General features: G+C 72.9%; 19 protein-coding genes. 12 read left to right on the forward strand and 7 right to left on the reverse strand.

The features are described from left to right. The first annotated feature begins 6 nt into the window (after positions 1-6). Positions 7-948 carry an alpha/beta hydrolase gene (locus SMD20_RS07340; RefSeq protein ID WP_329576665.1) on the forward strand — a complete coding sequence of 314 codons (942 nt, stop codon included), beginning with the start codon at positions 7-9 and terminating at the stop codon, positions 946-948. Here the strand turns inward: SMD20_RS07340 and SMD20_RS07345 are convergent. The 4 genes from SMD20_RS07345 to SMD20_RS07360 form a co-directional block, all read right to left on the reverse strand. After that, complete coding sequence (locus SMD20_RS07345; protein ID WP_329576667.1) at positions 918-2,315, reverse strand: MFS transporter; 1,398 nt, start codon at positions 2,313-2,315, stop codon at positions 918-920. The two genes, SMD20_RS07340 and SMD20_RS07345, sit on opposite strands and share 31 nt — an antisense overlap. Positions 2,316-2,445: 130 nt before the next feature. Next, positions 2,446-2,934 carry a MarR family winged helix-turn-helix transcriptional regulator gene (locus SMD20_RS07350; protein WP_329576670.1) on the reverse strand — a complete coding sequence of 163 codons (489 nt, stop codon included), beginning with the start codon at positions 2,932-2,934 and terminating at the stop codon, positions 2,446-2,448. A gap of 33 nt (positions 2,935-2,967) precedes the next feature. Further along, entirely contained in the window at positions 2,968-3,357 is a 390-nt protein-coding gene (locus SMD20_RS07355; protein ID WP_329576672.1) for a GntR family transcriptional regulator, read from the reverse strand. After that, positions 3,354-4,193, reverse strand: a complete 840-nt coding sequence (locus SMD20_RS07360) for a hypothetical protein (RefSeq protein ID WP_329576674.1) — start codon at positions 4,191-4,193, stop codon at positions 3,354-3,356. The genes SMD20_RS07355 and SMD20_RS07360 overlap by 4 nt, the downstream gene beginning before the upstream one ends. A gap of 249 nt (positions 4,194-4,442) precedes the next feature. On the opposite strand from SMD20_RS07360, the gene SMD20_RS07365 reads away from it, so the two are divergent. Together SMD20_RS07365 and SMD20_RS07370 are read left to right on the forward strand one after the other, a co-directional pair. Next, positions 4,443-4,574 carry a hypothetical protein gene (locus SMD20_RS07365; RefSeq protein WP_329576677.1) on the forward strand — a complete coding sequence of 44 codons (132 nt, stop codon included), beginning with the start codon at positions 4,443-4,445 and terminating at the stop codon, positions 4,572-4,574. 91 nt (positions 4,575-4,665) lie between these two features. Then, on the forward strand, positions 4,666-5,670 hold the full coding sequence (locus SMD20_RS07370; RefSeq protein WP_329576680.1) for a hypothetical protein: 1,005 nt from the start codon (positions 4,666-4,668) through the stop codon (positions 5,668-5,670). A 3-nt stretch (positions 5,671-5,673) separates the two neighbouring features. Here SMD20_RS07370 and SMD20_RS07375 read toward each other — a convergent pair whose 3' ends face one another. Further along, positions 5,674-6,258, reverse strand: a complete 585-nt coding sequence (locus tag SMD20_RS07375) for a mycothiol transferase (RefSeq protein ID WP_329576682.1) — start codon at positions 6,256-6,258, stop codon at positions 5,674-5,676. Positions 6,259-6,365: 107 nt separating this feature from the next. Here SMD20_RS07375 and SMD20_RS07380 point away from each other — a divergent pair, with 107 nt between their 5' ends. Both SMD20_RS07380 and katG read left to right on the forward strand, forming a co-directional pair. Then, positions 6,366-6,794 (forward strand): Fur family transcriptional regulator, encoded by a 429-nt coding sequence (locus SMD20_RS07380; RefSeq protein ID WP_329576685.1) that lies wholly within the window; start codon positions 6,366-6,368, stop codon positions 6,792-6,794. A gap of 23 nt (positions 6,795-6,817) precedes the next feature. Next, the gene (katG, locus tag SMD20_RS07385) at positions 6,818-9,094 is read left to right on the forward strand and encodes a catalase/peroxidase HPI (protein ID WP_329576687.1); all 2,277 of its coding nucleotides are present in this window, start codon (positions 6,818-6,820) and stop codon (positions 9,092-9,094) included. Positions 9,095-9,264: 170 nt separating this feature from the next. On the opposite strand, the gene SMD20_RS07390 is transcribed toward katG, so the two are convergent. Next, positions 9,265-10,482 carry an MFS transporter gene (locus tag SMD20_RS07390; RefSeq protein ID WP_329576689.1) on the reverse strand — a complete coding sequence of 406 codons (1,218 nt, stop codon included), beginning with the start codon at positions 10,480-10,482 and terminating at the stop codon, positions 9,265-9,267. A 59-nt stretch (positions 10,483-10,541) separates the two neighbouring features. Here SMD20_RS07390 and SMD20_RS07395 point away from each other — a divergent pair, with 59 nt between their 5' ends. The 7 genes from SMD20_RS07395 (at position 10,542) to SMD20_RS07425 (ending at position 16,900) form a co-directional block, all read left to right on the forward strand. Then, positions 10,542-11,585: an ArsR/SmtB family transcription factor gene (locus tag SMD20_RS07395; protein WP_329576692.1), complete on the forward strand. Its 1,044-nt coding sequence runs from the start codon at positions 10,542-10,544 to the stop codon at positions 11,583-11,585. A gap of 142 nt (positions 11,586-11,727) precedes the next feature. Further along, positions 11,728-12,342, forward strand: coding sequence for a helix-turn-helix domain-containing protein (locus SMD20_RS07400; RefSeq protein ID WP_329576695.1), 615 nt, complete (start codon positions 11,728-11,730; stop codon positions 12,340-12,342). After that, complete coding sequence (locus SMD20_RS07405; protein WP_091085938.1) at positions 12,339-12,530, forward strand: ferredoxin; 192 nt, start codon at positions 12,339-12,341, stop codon at positions 12,528-12,530. The genes SMD20_RS07400 and SMD20_RS07405 overlap by 4 nt, the downstream gene beginning before the upstream one ends. Positions 12,531-12,541: 11 nt before the next feature. Then, on the forward strand, positions 12,542-13,819 hold the full coding sequence (locus SMD20_RS07410) for a cytochrome P450 (RefSeq protein ID WP_329576704.1): 1,278 nt from the start codon (positions 12,542-12,544) through the stop codon (positions 13,817-13,819). Positions 13,820-13,923: 104 nt separating this feature from the next. Next, positions 13,924-15,165, forward strand: a complete 1,242-nt coding sequence (locus tag SMD20_RS07415) for a Tm-1-like ATP-binding domain-containing protein (RefSeq protein WP_329576707.1) — start codon at positions 13,924-13,926, stop codon at positions 15,163-15,165. Then, positions 15,162-15,989 carry a phosphoenolpyruvate hydrolase family protein gene (locus SMD20_RS07420; protein WP_329576709.1) on the forward strand — a complete coding sequence of 276 codons (828 nt, stop codon included), beginning with the start codon at positions 15,162-15,164 and terminating at the stop codon, positions 15,987-15,989. Before SMD20_RS07415 ends, SMD20_RS07420 begins: the two co-directional genes overlap by 4 nt. Before the next feature lie 86 nt (positions 15,990-16,075). Then, a complete protein-coding gene (locus SMD20_RS07425) occupies positions 16,076-16,900 on the forward strand; it encodes a class I SAM-dependent methyltransferase (RefSeq protein ID WP_329576712.1) in 825 nt (274 codons plus the stop codon). Here SMD20_RS07425 and SMD20_RS07430 read toward each other — a convergent pair. Next, positions 16,897-18,300: an FAD-dependent monooxygenase gene (locus SMD20_RS07430; RefSeq protein ID WP_329576715.1), complete on the reverse strand. Its 1,404-nt coding sequence runs from the start codon at positions 18,298-18,300 to the stop codon at positions 16,897-16,899. The genes SMD20_RS07425 and SMD20_RS07430 overlap by 4 nt on opposite strands. Between the last annotated feature and the right edge of the window lie 15 nt (positions 18,301-18,315).

Genomic DNA, 18,315 nt, shown 5'->3' on the forward strand with positions numbered 1-18,315 from the left:
GGGGCCATGCCGTTCCACCCCGAGCTCGCCAGGAAGCTGGCGCCGCTGCGCGGCGTGACCCGCGAGGACCTGGCCACGGACCCGGAGGCGCAGCGCCTGTTCGCCGAGTACGTCCGCGACCCGGCCGAGTGGTCCCAGCCGGCCGGCGTCACCGTCGAGGACGTCACCCTCGACGGCCCGCACGGCCCGATCCCCGTCCGTACCTACCGCGTCACCGACACCCCCGGCAGGGCCCTGCTGTGGGCGCATGGGGGCGGGTTCGTCTTCGGCGACCTGGACAAGCCCGAGGCCCGCGTGGTCAGCGCCGAGCTGGCCGCGCGCAGCGGCGCCTTCGTCGTCTCGGTCGGGTACCGGCTGGCCAGGGACGGCGTGCGTCACCCCGTGCCGATCGACGACGTGGACGCGGCCTGGCGGTGGCTGACCGGCGAGGCCGCGCCCGGGGTGCCCGCCGGGCTGGGCGGGGCCAGCGCGGGCGCGGCGCTCGTCCTGGCCACCGCCCTGCGCGCCCGCGACCGGGCAGCCGCCGGGGGAGGAAGAGCCGCGGATCTGCTGCTTCTCGCCTATCCGTTCGCGCACTACCCGAACCCGGCCCTCGACGACGACCTGGCCGCCGAGATGCGCGAGCTGCCGCCGTTCACGCGTTTCCACCCCGCCGACGTCGAGCGGATGGTCCGCGCCTACGTGGGCCGGATCAGCGACGTCCCGCCCGACGCGCTGCCCGGCGCGGCCCGGCTCGACGGCCTGCCCGCCACTCACATCCTGTTGTCGGAGTACGACGACCTGCGCGCCTCGGGAGAGCTCCTGGAGCGTCAGATGCGCGAGGCCGGGGTGCCGGTGAGCACGTACCTGGCGTGCGGCATGCCGCACGGGCACCTCAACCGGACCCCGGCCCTCGACGAGGTCGACGCCTCGCTCGGCTACTTCGCCGCCGCGCTCGCCGCCGGCTGATCGCCGGGGACGTCCTGCTCCGTCTCCGCCCGGGCGGGACGGCGCAGGACGGTGACCGCCACCGCGAGGGCCGCGACCAGCAGCCCGGCCGCGATGCCGAACGCCAGCCGGTACCCGCCGGTCAGCGCCGCCGCCTGCGACGTCCCCGCGGCCAGCAGCTCGCCGGTGCGCCCGGCCGCCATCGTGGACAGCAGCGCGACGCCGACCGCCATGCCCACCTGCTGGGTGGTGTTGAACAGCCCGGAGGCGAGCCCCGCGTCGCTCTCCCGCGCCCCGGACATGCCGAGCGTGGCCAGGGCGGGCAGGACCAGCCCGCCGCCCGAGATCAGCAGCATGGGAGGCAGCAGGTGGGCGGCGTACGTGGCGTCCGCCGGCACCTGGGACAGCAGCGTCATCGCCGCCACCAGCATGGTCAGCCCGGTCACCAGCACGGCGCGGGCGCCGAACCGGGCGGCGAGCCTCGCGGAGGCGAACAGCGAGATCGAGCCGATGCCGAGCGCGGCCGGCAACATCGCCAGCCCGGTCTCCAGCGCCCCGTAGCCGAGCACCCGCTGCATGTAGAGGGCGACGAGGACCTGGAAGGCGAACATCCCGGACAGGGCCAGCATCTGCGCGAGGTTGGCCCCGACGACGTTGCGCGAGCGCAGGATCCGCAGCGGCATGAGCGGCGTGCGGGCCGTGGCCTGCCGTGCGACGAACCCGCCGAGCAGGGCCAGGGAGAGCGCGCCGAGGCCGAGGGTGTGGGCCGACAGCCAGCCGTGCTCCTCCACCTTGACCATCGCGTAGATGCCCAGCATCAGGCCGGAGGTGACCAGCGCGGCGCCGAGGACGTCGGCGCCGCCCCGCAGCCCCGCCCCCCGGTCGGCGGGCAGGACGCGCAGCGCGAGCGCCACCGTGACCAGGCCGATCGGCACATTGATGAGGAAGATCCACGGCCAGCTCAGGCCGTCGGTGAGCACCCCGCCCAGGACCTGGCCGATGGACGCGCCGGCCGCTCCGGTGAAGCTGAAGATCGCGATCGCCTTGCCGCGCTCGGCCGGTCCGGAGAACAGCGTCACCAGGATGCCCAGCACCACGGCACTGGCCAGCGCGCTGCCCACGCCCTGCAGGAAGCGGGCGGCGATGAGCACGCCGGGGCCGGTGGCCAGGCCCGCCAGCAGGGAGGCGGCGGTGAAGATCGCGTTCCCGGCCAGGAACATCGCCCGCCGCCCGATCAGGTCGCCGAGCCGCCCGGCCAGCAGCAGGAGCCCGCCGAAGGGGATCAGGTAGGCGTTGACCATCCAGCTCAGACCGGCGGGCGAGAAGCCCAGGTCGTGCTGGATGGCGGGCATCGCCACGGTCACGATGCTGCCGTCAAGGATGGTCATCAGTCCCGTCGCGGACAGCACTCCCAGGGCTGTCCAACGCGAGTCGAGCATGTTCGGCACAGGTCTCTCCCGTCTCGTAGACAGGTGAGACCTTAACAGATAGTTTCGTTGTAGACGATCCTCTTCGGATCTATTTTGTGCGCTCCCGTGCCCTGCGGGTCTGCACCGGGCCTTCGACGGGGGCGGCCAGATGGCCGGTGACCAGCCGGTTCAGGGCGCGGACCAGCACCTCGCGCTCGTCGTCGGGCAGCGTGCGCAGGGCGTCGCGGTGCACGCCGTCCACGACCTCCTGGCTGCGCTGGGCGACGGCCGCGCCCTTCTCGGTGACCGCGATGATGCGCGCCCGCCGGTCGGTGCTCGACGGGCGGCGCTCGGCGTATCCGGCCTTCTCCAGCGCGTCCACCGTCACCACCATCGTGGTCTTGTCCATGTCGCCCAGCTCGGCGAGCTGGATCTGGGTGCGTTCCTTCTCCAGCGCGTGCACCAGCACGCAGTGCATGCGCGGCGTCAGGCCGATCTCGGCCAGCGCCGCCGCCATCCGCGAGCGCAGCGCGTGGCTGGTGTGATCGAGCAGGAAGGACAGGTCCGTCTCGGTGCGGGCGGGTGCCATGGCGGTCATGTCCTCAGCCTACCCAAGCCGTCCCGCTGCGGATTATCCATGACCGGACGATGTGCCGGTGGACGGGGCGGGGGAGCGCAGGGCGGCCTCGGCGATGCGCAGCGCCTCCTCCGCGCCGAGGCCGAGCGCGGCGACCGTGGCGGCGTAGTCGGCGGCGGCCCGCCGGGCGCGTTCCCGCGTCTCCTCCCCGGCCGCCGTCACGAACGACCCGGCCCGCCCCCGGGTCTCGATCAGCCCCGCCTCCTCCAGCTCCCGGTAGGCCCGGCCGACGGTGTTCACGGCCAGCCCCAGGTCGGCCGCGAGCCGCCGGATGGTCGGCAGCCGCGCCCCCACGGCCAGCGTCCGGTCGTGGATCTGCCCGGCGAGCTGGGCCCGCAGCTGCTCGAACGGCGGCACCGGCGAGCCCGCGTCGATGACGATCATCCCAGGCTCACGATCCGCCTGGCCATCGCCGCGCTGTCCGGCGTGCGGGCCTGGATCACGACGAGGGCGGCCAGCCCCAGGAGCACCAGGCTGAGCGAGGCGGCCTTCCACCAGCCGGGCGCCATGCCGAACAGCAGCACCATCGGCAGGCACCACACCGTGCCCGGCGACGTGCTCTCGCGGGCGTCCTCGATCCGCATGATCACATCGGCGGTCAGCGACAGCTCGTCCTCGGCCACCACCGGCCGCGCCAGCAGGTCGCGCATCTGTAGGAGGGCGACCGCACCGACTCCGGCCAGGGCGACGAGCAGGACGAGCGCCGCCTGGCGGACGCCGGTGTCGTCGAGGGTGAGCGCGCTTCCCGTCAGCGCCAGCGCCGCCACGTACGTGCCCGCGGCCCAGACGGCGTACGGCCGGCCGAGCAGGGCCCGCCAGCCGGGCCGCACCGGGTGCGCGGCCCGCCGGGCCAGCGCCGCCCCGGCGCCCCGGTCGACCCGGCGTACCCATGACTCCAGCAGGGCCCGCGTCACCAGCAGCGCGGCGACCAGCCCGGCCAGCACCAGCAGCGGCCACCACGTCCCGGACCCCGGCTCCGGCCCGCCGGAGGCGGGCGCGACCAGCAGCTGGCCCAGCTGCGCCAGCGCCGCCGCGATGATCAGCACGGCCAGCATGAGGTGGTCGGCCAGCCGTGCCCGCCGCCGCGCCGCCAGCCGCGCGGCGAGCAGCGGCGTCGGCTGCGCCTCGCCGAGGCCGTGCCGGGCCAGCCAGTCCCCGGCCTGGCGCACGTCCCCGGGTCGTACGCGCACCCCTGACCCGCCTGTTCGCTCGTCCGTCATGACCCGCTCCCTTTTGTCGCAAGCTTTGTCTCAATATAGTGAGACATAAGGTGCGACAAAGTCAACGGGCGAAAAATACGATTGCTCGGCTTCGGGCCGCTCCCGTAAGGTCGGGGACATGCGCCTTTACCTGTGATCCGCGCTCAGCGGCGACCAACCCGACGTCTCAGTTCATCCCAGACGCGGCAGCCGTGCGTGTTGCCCGACCGGCGTGAGCCGCGTCCCCGATCCCGGTGAAGGAGCTTCCTCATGCGTGCCCGCTCAGGCAAGACCAGCAAGAACGACAAGACCCTGCCGGGCCTCCCGGCGCCCCGGCGGCTGCCGAAGCTGCCCGCGCGGCCGATCGCCCCGCCGCGCCGCATCCCGTCCAAGGGTCGCTGACCTGCGACGACGACGCCGCCCCCGCCGCACGCCGGCGGGGGCGGCGCCATGCGCGCTCCACCCGCGGCAAGATCGTCGCTAGATTGCGGGGATGGCCTCACCCCTCAGGCGGACCGGCGCGCTGATCCTCGCGGCCGGCCTCGCGCTCACCACCACCCCCGCCCTCGCCGCGCCCGCCGCGGCCGACCGGGTCCTGCGGGTCTACAACGACAACATCGAGAACCTGGTACGCAACAACCCCGACGGCACCTGCACCCGCGTCTCGGGCCCGGACCACCTCACGTCCATGCTGGTCGACGACGACGGCAGGACCGGCACCAGCGGCGTCAAACCGCCCGACCTGCTGATCGTCCAGCAGGTACGCGGCACCGGCCAGGCCACCGCCTACGCCGACCAGCTCTCGGCCAAGTTCGGCTACCCGGCGGGCACGTACAAGGCGATCGTGGCCTGGGACGACCCCGAGCCGTGGGGCGGCAGCCACAAGTGCAGCGACCAGTCGCTCGGCGACCTGAAGAAGAAGCAGACCAACGGCATCCTCTACAACACCCGCACGCTGAGCCTCGCCGCCGGCGACGTGTCGAAGTACTGGAGCGCCGGCTGGCTCAAGCCGGGCACCGCGTACGCCGGCGGCGCCGGCTGCACGCTCTACAAGCCGCCGAGCAACGACGACGGCAGCGCCTACACCTACAAGTGGAAGCGCACCAGCGCCATCGCGGCCCGCTTCACGATCAAGGAGACGGGAACGGCGGTCTTCGCCGCCACCCTGCACCTGCCGGAGCAGAACGGCGCGAACGCCTGCGGGGGCGCCGGCTCCACCGGCATCGGCGGCACCGGCATCCACGTCGGCGCGGACGCCACGAGCCTCATGAACGCCTCGGCGCTCCGCGTGCTCGGCGTCGACGCCAACCGCACCGGCATCGCCCGCACCGCCCTGTCCGGCTTCGGCATGACCGGTTACGGCGCCAAGCCGACCATGGGGTCCAGGAAGATCGACTACCTGTTCGTCAAGGGCGCCGTGCGGCCGTCGGCCGTCGACCACACCGTGAGCGGCACCAAGTCGGACCACCTCGCCCTGTACGCGTTCATCGACTACTGACCTTCATCGACCACTGAACGGGGCTCCGGACACCGGGCGCCAGCCGGGCGGCGGGTCCTCGCCGGTCACCCCGTCCACCGCCTCGCGCAGCAGGTCGGCGTGGCCGGTGTGGCGCCCGTACTCCTCGATCAGGTCGCAGATCAGCCGGCGCAGGCTGAGCCGGCGCCCGTCCGGCCAGGCGAGGTGGACGAGCCGGCCGGGCCCGCCGGCGGCCAGCGCCTCGCCGACCCGCGCCCGCGAGCGCTCGACGGCGGCGTCGTAGAGCGCGTAGAGGTCCTCGGGACGGTCGGCGGCGGCCGAGGTGAAATCCCAGTCGGGGTCGGCCGCCCAGTCGACGGCGTCCCACGGCGGGCCCAGCGGCGCGCCGCTCAGCCGCGGGCCGGACATGTGGTCCTCGACGTACGCGAGGTGCTTGAGCAGGCCGCCCAGAGTCAGGGACGAGGCGCCGACGCGGGCGCGCAGCCCGGCGGCGTCGAGGTCGTCGGCCTTCCATCGGAAGGTCGCGCGCAGGCGGTCGAGCGCGCCGATGAGGTGTTCGGCCTCGGTGCCGGCGACCGGCGGCTCCCACCAGGGATCGTCGTGAGTCATGCGGCCACCGTAGAGGCCGTTCCGGACGTTCCGCTTCCGGTAAAGATCGTGTCTGCGACTCACCTCGTAACTTGAACTGTTCCAGTTTAGGGGGATATGTTGTGGGCATGGCGTCCGACTTCGAGGTACAGCTTCGAGCGGCCTCGCTGCGCGTGACCCGGCCGCGGCTGGCAGTGCTCGGGGCGCTGCGCGACCATGCCCACGTCGACACCGACACGGTGATCTCCCTGGTGCGGGCCGAGCTCCCCAGGGTCTCCCACCAGGCGGTCTACGACGTGCTGCGCGCGCTCACCACGGCCGGCCTGGTGCGGCGCATCGAGCCCGCCGGCGCGGCCGCCCGCTACGAGTTGCGGGTGGGGGACAACCACCACCACCTCGTGTGCCGCTCCTGCGGCGTGATCGCGGACGTCGACTGCGCCGTCGGCGAGGCCCCTTGTCTCACCGCCTCCGACGACCATGGCTTCGTGATCGACGAGGCGGAGGTCGTCTACTGGGGCACCTGCCCCGACTGTACGAACCAACGCAGTGCCCAATGATGTGGCAGTCCGGAAGGAAATAGATGAGCGACACGCAGGACAACAGGCCGTCGAGCGCGCAGGGCGTGGACCGCAAGGAAGCGGCCGGCTGCCCGGTCGCACACGACTCGGTGACCTCGCACGGCAGCGAGAGCGAGAACCCGGCGATCGACTCGCCGACCTCCAAGAGGCACGGCCGTCCGCGCACGAACCGCGACTGGTGGCCCAACCAGCTCGACCTGTCGATGCTGCGCGCGCACTCGTCCAAGAGCAACCCGCTCGGGCAGGGCTTCGACTACGCCAAGGAGTTCGAGAAGCTCGACGTCGAGGCGCTCAAGCGCGACATCACCGAGGTGCTCACCACCTCGCAGGACTGGTGGCCCGCCGACTTCGGCCACTACGGCGGCCTGATGATCCGCATGAGCTGGCACGCCGCGGGCACCTACCGCATCCACGACGGCCGCGGCGGCGCCGGTGACGGCGGGCAGCGCTTCGCCCCGCTCAACAGCTGGCCCGACAACGCCAACCTGGACAAGGCCCGGCGCCTGCTCTGGCCGGTCAAGCAGAAGTACGGCCAGAAGATCTCGTGGGCCGACCTGCTCGTGCTCGCCGGCAACGTGGCCCTGGAGTCGATGGGCTTCAAGACCTTCGGCTTCGGCTTCGGCCGCAAGGACGTCTGGGAGCCCGAGGAGATCTTCTGGGGCCCCGAGGACGCCTGGCTCGGCGACGAGCGCTACATCTCCGAGAGCGAGATGGCGCCGGAGGTCGGCGCCACCGAGATGGGCCTCATCTACGTCAACCCGGAGGGCCCGCGCGGCAACGCCGACCCGGCCGCGGCCGCGCACTTCATCCGCGAGACCTTCGGCCGGATGGCGATGAACGACGAGGAGACCGTCGCCCTCATCGCCGGCGGCCACACCTTCGGCAAGACCCACGGCGCCGGCGTCGCCGACGACCACGTGGGCCCGGAGCCGGAGGGCGCGCCGCTGGAGGCGCAGGGCCTCGGCTGGCTGAGCACGCACGGCAGCGGCAAGGCCGGTGACACGATCACCAGCGGCCTCGAGGTGACGTGGACCGACCTGCCCACCCAGTGGAGCAACCGCTTCTTCGAGATCCTCTTCGGCTACGAGTGGGAGCTCACCACGAGCCCCGGCGGCGCCAAGCAGTGGGTCGCCAAGGACGCCGAGGAGATCATCCCCGACCCGTTCGACCCGGCGAAGAAGCACAAGCCGACGATGCTGACGACCGACCTGTCGCTGCGCGTCGACCCGATCTACCGCGAGATCTCGCTCCGCTTCCTCAACAACCCGGACGAGTTCCAGCTCGCCTTCGCCAAGGCCTGGTACAAACTGCTGCACCGCGACATGGGCCCGGTCAGCCGCTACCTCGGGCCGTGGGTGGCCGAGCCCCAGCTGTGGCAGGACCCGGTGCCGGCCGTCGACCACGAGCTCGTCAGCGACGCCGACGTGGCCGCGCTCAAGGAGCAGATCCTGGCCTCCGGCCTCACCACCACCCAGCTCGTCACCACCGCCTGGGCCTCGGCCGCGAGCTTCCGCTCCACCGACAAGCGCGGCGGCGCCAACGGCGCCAGGATCCGCCTCGAGCCGCAGCGCAACTGGGAGGTCAACCAGCCCGAGCAGCTCGCGACGGTCCTGCCCGTCCTCGAGGACATCCAGCGCAAGTTCAACGAGGGCGGCGGCGCGAAGATCTCGCTCGCCGACCTGATCGTGCTGGGCGGCTCGGCCGCGGTCGAGAAGGCTGCCCAGGAGGCCGGCGTGCCCGTGACGGTGCCGTTCCACCCGGGCCGCACCGACGCCTCGCAGGAGCAGACCGACGTCGAGTCCTTCAGCGTCCTGGAGCCGCGCGCCGACGGGTTCCGCAACTACGTGCGGGCCGGCGAGAAGACCCAGCCCGAGGTGCTGCTCGTCGACCGGGCGTACATGCTGGACCTGACCCCGCCGGAGATGACCGTCCTCGTCGGCGGCCTGCGCTCCCTCGGGGCCAACTACGGCGGCGCCGAGCACGGCGTCCTCACCGACCGGCCCGGCGTGCTCACCAACGACTTCTTCGCCAACCTGCTCTCCCCGGGCACCCGGTGGAAGGCGTCGGAGTCGGAGGAGAACGTCTACGAGATCCGCGACGCGGCCACGGACGAGCTGAAGTGGACCGCCACGGCGGTCGACCTCATCTTCGGCTCCAACTCGCAGCTGCGCGCCCTCGCCGAGGTCTACGCCAGCGACGACGCCCGCGAGAAGTTCGTCACGGACTTCGTCGCGGCCTGGACCAAGGTCATGGAGCTCGACCGCTTCGACCTGGCCTGATCCGCACCACACCGCCGAGCCCGGCCGATCACCGCGATCGGCCGGGCTCGTCGTTCCCTACGGGGCAGCCGGCCCGGTCACGACCTCGACCGGCGGAACCAGCGCCGGTGCGTCCGCACGAACGTCACCAGGAACAGCACCTGGATGCCGCCCTCGACCAGCGGCCTGCGTCACACCTCGTGGCGGAGTGGGCTGAGCCAGATCGGTATCCAGCTGAGCGCCATGAGCGCTGCGCCTGTCCACATTGCCGTCCCGATGCCCCAGACCTCGCCAAGAAGGCCCGCCAGCAGACCACCGACGCCGACCGCACCCATGAGGATCAGGCGCATGGTGGCGTTCATCCGGCCGAGCATGGGGTCGGGCGTGACCTTCTGCCTGAAGCTGACGAGCAGCACGTTGTTCACCCCTGTCCGGAAGCACAAGACGCTCCATGCGGCCGCCGAGATCCAGACGCTCCAGCCCACGAACGGCACCAGAAGCGCGAACGGCGCGGTGGCCAGGCCGACGATCCACACGGCACGCCCGTGGCCGAGCCGACGGCCGATCAGGTGAGCCGTCGAGGAACCGGCCAGCACACCGAGCCCGCCGATGGCAAGGTAGGCCCCGAGCACCCAGGCGGGATGCCCGAGCTCGTTGACGAGCAGCACGGGCAGCAGCGTCGAGCAGAGCGGGAAGGCGAGGTTCGTCATGCCGCCTTGTGCCGCGATGGCGATGAGGACCCGGTTGCCGAAGAGGAATCGCACCCCCTCGCCGATCTGCCGTCCGAGTCGCTCGCCGGGTACGGGGGCGGGCGCGGGTTCGGGCTTGCTGATCCGGCGTAGCCACACGGCCGACCACAGGTAGGTGAGCGCGTCGAGCAGGATCGCCACCGGCGCGCCCGCGAGAGCCACCAGCACTCCGGCGGAGCTTCTGCCGCCCACGTCCATCGCCGCGTTCGTGCCGACGAGCACCGAGTTCGCGGCGGTGAGCCGGTCCCGGCCGACCAGGTGCGGGACTGTGCTCTGGGAGGCGACGTCGAAGAAGAGCGTGCCGACTCCCGTCCCGATGGCGACGCCGTACAACTGGGTCATCGTGAGAGCGTCCAGCCACCACGTGACGGTTACCGACACCAGAAGCGCGGCGCGAACCAGGTCCGTCGCGATCATCACCGGGCGGCGCCTGACCCGGTCCACCCATGCTCCTGCGGGCAGGCCGAGCACGAGCACGGTGATGGTGGTGAGGGCGCTGAGCAGTCCCACTTCGCCGGGCCCCGCGTTGAGCGCGATCACCGCGAGCAGGGGCATCGCCACGTAGCCGACCTGGGTTCCGAACTGGCTGACCGCCGACGCCAGGAAGAGGTTTCTGAAGGAGGGGTCATGCAGGAGCGGAGGTTCGGCAGCAGTTGTCATGACACCTAGATGATGGAATCGTCGGTCCGGCGCTATTGATTAAGCAGAGGACGAATCGGATGGGCCTTGAGCTGACGTTCACCGCACAGGACGCAGCCAATGTCCGTTTCGCGGTTTCTCCTCTGTGGGAGGTCGTCGCCAGTGTGCGGGTGGTGAAGAATCCGGCCGCGCATGCCGTGCTCAAGCCCTGGGCCGAACGTGTGCGGCGGCGGCTCGCCGATGTCGACTGGCGGTTGCTGTCCGACCTGGTGCCGGTGCCGACGATCTCGATCGTCGGCTTCGTCTGTCCGCCGCCCTCGACCTCCGTGCCCGACCTGGAGGTCGAGCTGGCCGGAATGACGGCGATGGCATCCCAGGTTCAGGAGGGTCTCGACGTCTGGGACGGTCCGCGCACCCGGGCACTCCAAGAGCTCTACGCCGACCCCGTGGGCGGCCTCGAACGGCTGGCCGAGGAGATCCGCGGCTACTGGGAAGCGGCCATCGCGCCCTACTGGCCGCGCGTACGGGCCCTGCTCGAAGGCGATGTGCTCTACCGCGCCAGGTTGCTGGCCGAGGGCGGTCTGCGGCGCATGCTCAGCGACCTTGACCCCGCCGTGACGTGGGAGGGAGAGACACTGCACCTGCCCAGGACGGTCTGCGAGGGTGTGCGCCCGCTGGGCGGCCTGGGACTGTTGCTCGTGCCGTCGGTGTTCACCTGGCCGCGTGTCTTCTCCATCACGACCCCGCCCTGGCAGCCCACGATCCGTTACCCCCCGCGCGGTGTCGCGACGCTCTGGGAGCACCGCGAGAGCGACCCGCCACAGGCGCTGGCCGCCGTGCTCGGCCGGACCCGCACCCGGCTGCTGGCCGCACTCGACCAACCCGCGTCGACCAAGGAACTGGCCGCCCGTCTCGACCTGTCGGAGCCGGGCGCGAACCAGCACCTCACCGCTCTCCGCAGGGCCGGATTGGCCAGCGCGCACCGCACGGGGAGATACGTGCTCTATGCCCGTACGGCTGTCGCCGAGACGCTGCTCGCCGGCGACGCGAGTCCCGTCCCGAGCGGTCACGAGTACGGACGGGCGGGAATCGCCGAACTCCTTGACCCACCCCGGGCCCACTGACGACCAGGAGCGGCGCCGGCCCATGAAGGAGCGCAGCGGGTCCGGCGGTGCGGGCGCCGACGATGCGCAAGGCCGTCAGACAGTGACCACGTTTTTGGGGTTACCTCTTGACGCAACAAATGAACGCTCTTTTAATTCGCACATGGGTCGCATCGCCGGCGTGAGCGCCGCGGAAACCCGGGAGAGGCTGCTGCTCGCCGCCGCGGAGGTGTTCGCCGAGCGCGGCTACGACGGCACGCGGGTCGCCGACATCGCCGCCGCCGCGGGCGTCAGCAACGGGGCGATGTACGCCCACTTCGGATCCAAGGCCGAGCTGATCGTGGCGGCGCTGCGCGCCCACGGGCGGCAGACGCTGGCCAGGCTGGTCGCCGCCGACCCGGACCGTACGGCCACCGAGCTGCTGCTCGTCCTCGGCGGGAACCTGCCGCGCCGCCGCGACGCGCCCGGTTACCTCATCGTGGAGGCCCTCACCGCCGCCCGCCGCGACGAGGACATGGCCCGCCCGATGCGCGACTACGTCGGCGAGCGCGCCGAATGGCTCGCCGGGCTGGTCCGCGCCGCCCAGGACGACGGCGAGCTCGACCCCGCACTGCCGGCGGGCGCGCTGGCCCACTTCTGCCTGCTCCTCGCCATGGGCAGCGCGCTGATCACCCCCGACCTGCACGCCGTCGAGGACGAGGAGTGGACGGCGCTGCTCACCCGCGTCGTCCGGGCGTTCGCCCCCGGCACCCCACCAGAGAGCGGAGCACCCCAGTGAAAGTGAAGATCGACCCGGAACGTTGCCAGGGGCACGGCCGTTGCTACGACCTGGCTCCCGCGCTGTTCGCCGAGGACGACGAGGGCTACGGCCAGGTCGTCGGCGACGGCGCCGTGCCGGAGGGCGAGGAGCGCACGGCGCGCCTGGCGGTGGCCAACTGCCCCGAGCGGGCGATCGAGATCCTCTAGGAGGGCGTGGCATGACCGTTGACGACCGCTTCACCCAAGGCTTCCGTGAGACCCGCGAGGACGAGCCGCTCGGCACGCGCAACGAGGTCATCACCGGCCCCGTCTCCGACTGGGCGACCGACTTCTCCCACTTAGAGCCGGAGTGGGCCGCGGACCCGTACCCCATCCAGGACGACCTGCGCCGGCGCTGCCCCATCGCGCACACGGACCGGTTCGGCGGCGGCTGGCTGCCCACCCGCTACGAGGACGTCGCGGCCGTCGCCTACGACACCGAGCGCTTCTCGTCCCGTTCGATCATCATGAGCAACTTCCGCCCGCCCAAGGAGCTGGCCCCGGTGGGCGGCACGCCGCCGATCTCCTCCGACCCGCCCTTCCACCACGACGCCCGCAAGCTGCTGCTGCCGGCCTTCACCAAGACGGCCGTCTCCCGGATGGAGGGGCCCACCCGGGCCTTCTGCCACCAGCTCATCGACGCCTTCGAGGGCCGCGACGTCGTCGACGCCGCCCGCGACTACGCCCAGCACATCCCGGTCCGCGTCATCGCCGACATGCTCGGCTTCCCGCAGGAGGACGGGCCCCGGTTCCGCGAGTTCATCGAGAGCTCGCTCGAAGGCGTCAACCTGCCGCCCGAGGAGCGGATCGAGCGGATGGACGAGCTGTTCGACTACCTGCTCGCCCAGATCCGCGACCACCTCGACCACCCGCGCGACGACCTGACGACGTACCTCATCGAGGCCGAGCTGTACGGCCGCAAGCTCGACCCGTCCCACGTGGCCGGCACGATGGCGCTGCTGCTCATCGCGGGCATCGACACGACCTGGAGCGCCATCGGCGCGTCCCTGTGGCATCTGGCGAAGACGCCCGCCGACCGCGAGCGGCTGGTCGCCGAGCCCGGCCTGGTGCCGACCGCGATGGAGGAGTTCCTGCGGGTGTACGCGCCCGTGACGATGGCCCGGCTGGTCAAGGAGGACATGCACTGGAACGGCGTGGACATGAAGGCCGACGACTGGGTGCTGCTGTCGTTCCCCGCGGCCAACCGTGACCCCGCGCAGTTCGAGCAGGCGGACGAGGTCGTCATCGACCGCAAGGTCAACCGGCACGTGGCCTTCGGCCTCGGCATCCACCGCTGCGTGGGCTCCCATCTGGCCAGGATGGAGCTGCGGGTGGCGCTGGAGGTGTGGCTGGAGCGGGTGCCGGCGTTCGAGCTCGCCGACCCGGCCGGGGTGACCTGGGCGGCCGGCCAGGTACGCGGCCCGCGCAGCCTGCCCCTGCGGCTCGGCCGGCCGTAGAAGGTCACCCCGTAACCCGGCCGGCGTGGAACGCGGGTGACGGGGCACATCACAGCGGGGCCGTCCGGTACCCGGACCGACCAGCGGTGAGGTGAGACCAGAACATGCCGACCGTCGTACTGATCGGCACGCTCGACACCAAGGGCGAGGAGTACGCGTGGCTGCGCAACCGGCTCGTCGAGCTGGGCAGCGACGTCGTCGTGATCGACGTGGGCGTGGGCGAGCACGGGGACACCCTGCTCGCCGACGTCCCCGCCAGGCGGGTCGCCGAGGCGGCGGGCGCGGACCTGCGGGCGCTGCGGGAGGCGGGCGACCGGGGCGCGGCCGTCGCGGCGATGGGGGAGGGCGCGGCCGCGATCCTCGACGGGCTGCACGGCGACGGCCGGGTGGACGCCGTGCTGGCGCTGGGCGGCAGCGGCGGCTCCTCGATCGCCGCGCGGGCCGTCCGCGACCTGCCGATCGGGCTGCCCAAGCTCATCGTCTCCACGATGGCGGCCGGGGACGTCTCGCCCTACGTCGGGGCCAGGGACGTCACGATGATGTACAGCGTGGTCGACATCGCCGGGATCAACCGGCTCTCGCGCGCCATCCTCGGCAACGCGGCGGCCGCCGCCGCGGGCATGGCGCGGGTCTTCCAGCTCGCCAAGGCCGCGCAGACCGCGGGGCTGCCGGACCGGCCGCTGGTCGGGGCGTCGATGTTCGGGGTCACCACCCCGGCCGTGGACGCCGCCCGCGACCGGCTCACCGAGCTCGGCTACGAGGTGCTGGTCTTCCACGCCACCGGCTCCGGCGGCCGGGCGCTCGAGGGCCTGGCCGGCAGCGGCATGCTGGCCGGGGTGCTCGACCTGACCACCACCGAGCTGGCCGACGACCTGGTGGGCGGCGTGCTGTCGGCGGGGCCTGACCGGCTCACCGCCGCCGGGCGGCACGGCGTGCCGCAGGTCGTCGCGCCCGGCGCGCTCGACATGGTGAACTTCGGGCCGCAGGACAGCGTGCCCCCCGAGTTCGCCGGCCGCCTGCTGTACGCGCACAACCCGACCGTGACGCTGATGCGCACCACGCCGGAGGAGATGGGCGAGCTCGGCCGCCGCGTGGCCGCCAAGCTGCGCCGGGCGCGCGGCCCGGCCGCGCTGTTCCTGCCCCGGCGGGGAGTCTCCGCGCTGGACGCGCCCGGCGGCGCGTTCGCCCGCCCCGACGCCGACGCCGCCTGCTTCGAGGCCCTGGTGGAGGGCCTGCGCGGCTCCGCCGTCGCCGTCGAGGACCTGGACCTGCACATCAACGACCCCGCCTTCGGCCGGGCCATGGCCGACCGGCTGGACGAGCTGATCACCGGAGGTGCCGCATGAACCGGCAGGACGTCCTCGGCAGGCTGCGCGCGACGGTCGCCGCCGGCCGGCCCGTGATCGGCGCGGGCGCCGGCACCGGCCTGTCGGCCAAGTGCGCCGAGGCTGGCGGCGTGGACCTGATCATCATCTACAACTCCGGCCGCTACCGGATGGCGGGGCGGGGCTCGCTGGCCGGGCTGCTGCCGTACGGCGACGCGAACCAGATCGTCGTGGAGATGGCCGCCGAGGTGCTGCCGGTCGTACGGGACACGCCGGTGCTGGCCGGGGTGTGCGGGACGGACCCGTTCCGGGTCATGCCGTACTTCCTCGACCAGCTCAAGGCGATGGGCTTCGCCGGCGTGCAGAACTTCCCGACCGTCGGCCTGTACGACGGCACGTTCCGGCAGAACCTGGAGGAGACCGGCATGGGCTTCGACCTGGAGGTCGAGCTGATCCGGCAGGCCCGCGAGCGCGACCTGGTCACCGCCCCCTACGTCTTCGACGAGGAGCAGGCGCGGGCCATGACCGAGGCCGGGGCCGACGTGCTGGTGCCGCACGTCGGCCTGACCACCAAAGGCAGCATCGGCGCCGGCACCGCGCTGAGCCTGGACGAGGCCGCCGCGCGGGTGCAGGCCATGCGGGACGCCGCCGTCGCGGTCCGGCCCGACGTGCTGGTGCTCTGCCACGGCGGGCCCATCGCCGAGCCGGAGGACGCCGCGCACGTGCTGGCGCGTACCGAGGGGGTGGCCGGGTTCTTCGGCGCCTCGTCGGTGGAGCGGCTGCCGACCGAGCGGGCCATCACCGAGCAGGTCCGCGCCTTCAAGGCGCTGCGCCCGGGGGCGTGACCAGGGCCGCGCGGCCCGCTCGCCTAGCATGGAACGGGATGGAACGCCCTCCCCCCGGACGATCGCACCACACCGGGAGGGACCTTATGGGGACGACACCGCAGCCGACCGCCGGTCTGGCGGAAGTGAAGGAACGCCAGCGGCTCGCCTGGGAGTCCGGCGACTACGCCCGCGTCGGCGTGACCCTGCAGCCGATGGCCGAACGCCTCGTGGAGGCGGCGGGCGTGCGCGCCGGGCAGCGCGTGCTCGACGTCGCCTGCGGCCAGGGCAACGCCGCGCTCGCCGCAGCCCGGCGCTTCGCCGAGTCCACCGGCGTCGACTACGTGCCCGCCCTGCTGGAGCAGGGGCACAAGCGGGCCGCGGCCGAGCGCCTGGAAGTGGCGTTCGCCGAAGGGGACGCCGAGGCGCTGCCGTTCCCCGACGCCGCCTTCGACGTCTCGCTCAGCACCGTCGGCGTGATGTTCGCCCCCGACCAGGAGCGGGCCGCCGCCGAGCTGCTGCGCGTGACCCGGCCTGGCGGCACGGTCGCGCTGGCCTCCTGGACGCCCGATGGGCTGGTGGGCGAGATGTTCCGGACGATCGGCAAGTACGCCCCGCCCCCGCCGCAGGTCCGCTCGCCCATGCTGTGGGGCACGCCGGAGCGGCTGCGCGAGCTGTTCGGCGGCGAGGTCGAGTGGACCGCGCTCACCACCCGTACGTTCGAGTTCGCCTTCCACTCGCCCGAGCACTTCGCCGACTGGTTCATCGCCTACTACGGGCCGATCCACCGGATGGCGGGCACGCTCGACGAGGACACCCGGCGCGGCTTCGCCGCCGAGCTGGCCGGGGTGCCGGTCGCCTTCAACCGGTCCGGCGACGGGACGCTGCTGGCGGCCGGCGACTACCTGGAGGCCGTCGGCGTGCGCCGCTAGACCAGGGCCAGGTAGCCGGCGAGCTCTTCGGCGGAGTCGGTGGCGATCCCCACGTACCCGTCGGGCCTGATCAGGGTGTGCCGCCTGCCGCCGTACGGCGCGGCGGGCGCGTACGCCCGCACCGGCGGCCCGGCGGGGACGGCGGGCGCGGGGTCCGGCGACAGCAGGGTGAAGTGCGGCCCCCTCAGCAGGTCGAACATCCGCGCCCGGCGGCCGCCGGCGAGCCGCACCGGCCCGTCCGGCACCCGGTCGCCGCCGGCGCGGGCCAGGGTGCCGCCCCGGTAGCCGAGCCGGAGCTGGTAGGTCTCCTCGTCGCGCCTGAACGTCCTCCGGTCGTGCAGGTCGGTGCTGAGTCCCAGCACGCGGGCCGCGACCGGGCGGCGCTCCTCCTCGTAGGTGTCCAGCAGCGCGCCCGGCGCGCCGGAGAGCGCGCGGGCGAGCTTCCAGCCCAGGTTGTACGCGTCCTGCACGCCGGTGTTGAGCCCCTGCCCGCCCGCGGGGGAGTGCACGTGCGCGGCGTCCCCGGCGAGGAACACCCGCCCGGCGCGGTAGCGGTCGGCCAGCCGGATGTTGACCCGGTAGAGCGAGGACCACAACAGCTCGGTGACCCGCGCCCGGCCCTGCATCGAGCGTTCGGTGAAGACCCGCTGGAAGCCGGCCCGCGTCAGGTCGGGCTCCACGCCCGGCCGGAGCGGCGCGAGGAGCTGGAACGTGCCGGTGCCCGCCATCGGGTAGAGCGCCAGCATGCCCTTGCCGGGCCGGAGCCAGACGTGGATGTGGTCCCGGTCGAGCCCGTCCACCCGTACGTCGCCGAGCATCATGCGCTCCTCCTCCCGCGTCTCGCCCGCGAAGCCGATGCCGAGCGCCTTGCGCACCGGGCTGCGTCCCCCGTCGGCCGCCACGAGGTAGCGGGCCCGGACCGTCGCGCCGGTGCCCAGCCGGGCGGTCACGCCGTCCGCGTCCTGCTCGAAGCCGGTCAGCTCCGCGCCGTGCTCCACCTTCCCGCCCAGCTCCGCCAGCCGCTCGCGCAGGACCTCCTCGGTGCGCCACTGCGGGTGCATCAGCACGGTCGGGTACGGCACGGCCTCGCTGGCCGCCGCCCGCCGGTGCATGCGGCCCTGGTAGAGCGGCACCCTGCCGACCCTGACCCGCAGCGGCGGGTACGGCGCCGCCGTCGCCAGCACCCGTCCGATCACCCCGAGGTCGTCGAGGATCTCCAGCGTGCGCGGCTGCAGCCCTTTGCCCTTCGACCCGGCCGAGGGCTCCGGCGCCCGCTCCACCAGTCGGTGGTCGATGCCGCGTCTGGCCAGCTCCACCGCGAGCGTGAGCCCCGTGGGCCCGGCGCCGGCGATGAGCACGTTCGTGTCGCCCGTCGTGTCGCCCGTCGTGTAGTCCGTCATGCGCCCCACCGTGCC

Source organism: Nonomuraea sp. LP-02, from assembly GCF_036289125.1.
GTDB lineage: Bacteria > Actinomycetota > Actinomycetes > Streptosporangiales > Streptosporangiaceae > Nonomuraea > Nonomuraea bangladeshensis.

Bases quoted from the DNA above. Each gene is read 5' to 3' on its own strand.
- SMD20_RS07340 (WP_329576665.1), top strand. From the start codon at position 7: ATGCCGTTCCACCCCGAGCTCGCCAGGAAGCTGGCGCCGCTGCGCGGC.
- SMD20_RS07345 (WP_329576667.1), bottom strand. From the start codon at position 2,315: ATGACCATCCTTGACGGCAGCATCGTGACCGTGGCGATGCCCGCCATC.
- SMD20_RS07350 (WP_329576670.1), bottom strand. From the start codon at position 2,934: ATGACCGCCATGGCACCCGCCCGCACCGAGACGGACCTGTCCTTCCTG.
- SMD20_RS07355 (WP_329576672.1), bottom strand. From the start codon at position 3,357: ATGATCGTCATCGACGCGGGCTCGCCGGTGCCGCCGTTCGAGCAGCTG.
- SMD20_RS07360 (WP_329576674.1), bottom strand. From the start codon at position 4,193: ATGACGGACGAGCGAACAGGCGGGTCAGGGGTGCGCGTACGACCCGGG.
- SMD20_RS07365 (WP_329576677.1), top strand. From the start codon at position 4,443: ATGCGTGCCCGCTCAGGCAAGACCAGCAAGAACGACAAGACCCTGCCG.
- SMD20_RS07370 (WP_329576680.1), top strand. From the start codon at position 4,666: ATGGCCTCACCCCTCAGGCGGACCGGCGCGCTGATCCTCGCGGCCGGC.
- SMD20_RS07375 (WP_329576682.1), bottom strand. From the start codon at position 6,258: ATGACTCACGACGATCCCTGGTGGGAGCCGCCGGTCGCCGGCACCGAG.
- SMD20_RS07380 (WP_329576685.1), top strand. From the start codon at position 6,366: ATGGCGTCCGACTTCGAGGTACAGCTTCGAGCGGCCTCGCTGCGCGTG.
- katG (WP_329576687.1), top strand. From the start codon at position 6,818: ATGAGCGACACGCAGGACAACAGGCCGTCGAGCGCGCAGGGCGTGGAC.
- SMD20_RS07390 (WP_329576689.1), bottom strand. From the start codon at position 10,482: ATGACAACTGCTGCCGAACCTCCGCTCCTGCATGACCCCTCCTTCAGA.
- SMD20_RS07395 (WP_329576692.1), top strand. From the start codon at position 10,542: ATGGGCCTTGAGCTGACGTTCACCGCACAGGACGCAGCCAATGTCCGT.
- SMD20_RS07400 (WP_329576695.1), top strand. From the start codon at position 11,728: ATGGGTCGCATCGCCGGCGTGAGCGCCGCGGAAACCCGGGAGAGGCTG.
- SMD20_RS07410 (WP_329576704.1), top strand. From the start codon at position 12,542: ATGACCGTTGACGACCGCTTCACCCAAGGCTTCCGTGAGACCCGCGAG.
- SMD20_RS07415 (WP_329576707.1), top strand. From the start codon at position 13,924: ATGCCGACCGTCGTACTGATCGGCACGCTCGACACCAAGGGCGAGGAG.
- SMD20_RS07420 (WP_329576709.1), top strand. From the start codon at position 15,162: ATGAACCGGCAGGACGTCCTCGGCAGGCTGCGCGCGACGGTCGCCGCC.
- SMD20_RS07425 (WP_329576712.1), top strand. From the start codon at position 16,076: ATGGGGACGACACCGCAGCCGACCGCCGGTCTGGCGGAAGTGAAGGAA.
- SMD20_RS07430 (WP_329576715.1), bottom strand. From the start codon at position 18,300: ATGACGGACTACACGACGGGCGACACGACGGGCGACACGAACGTGCTC.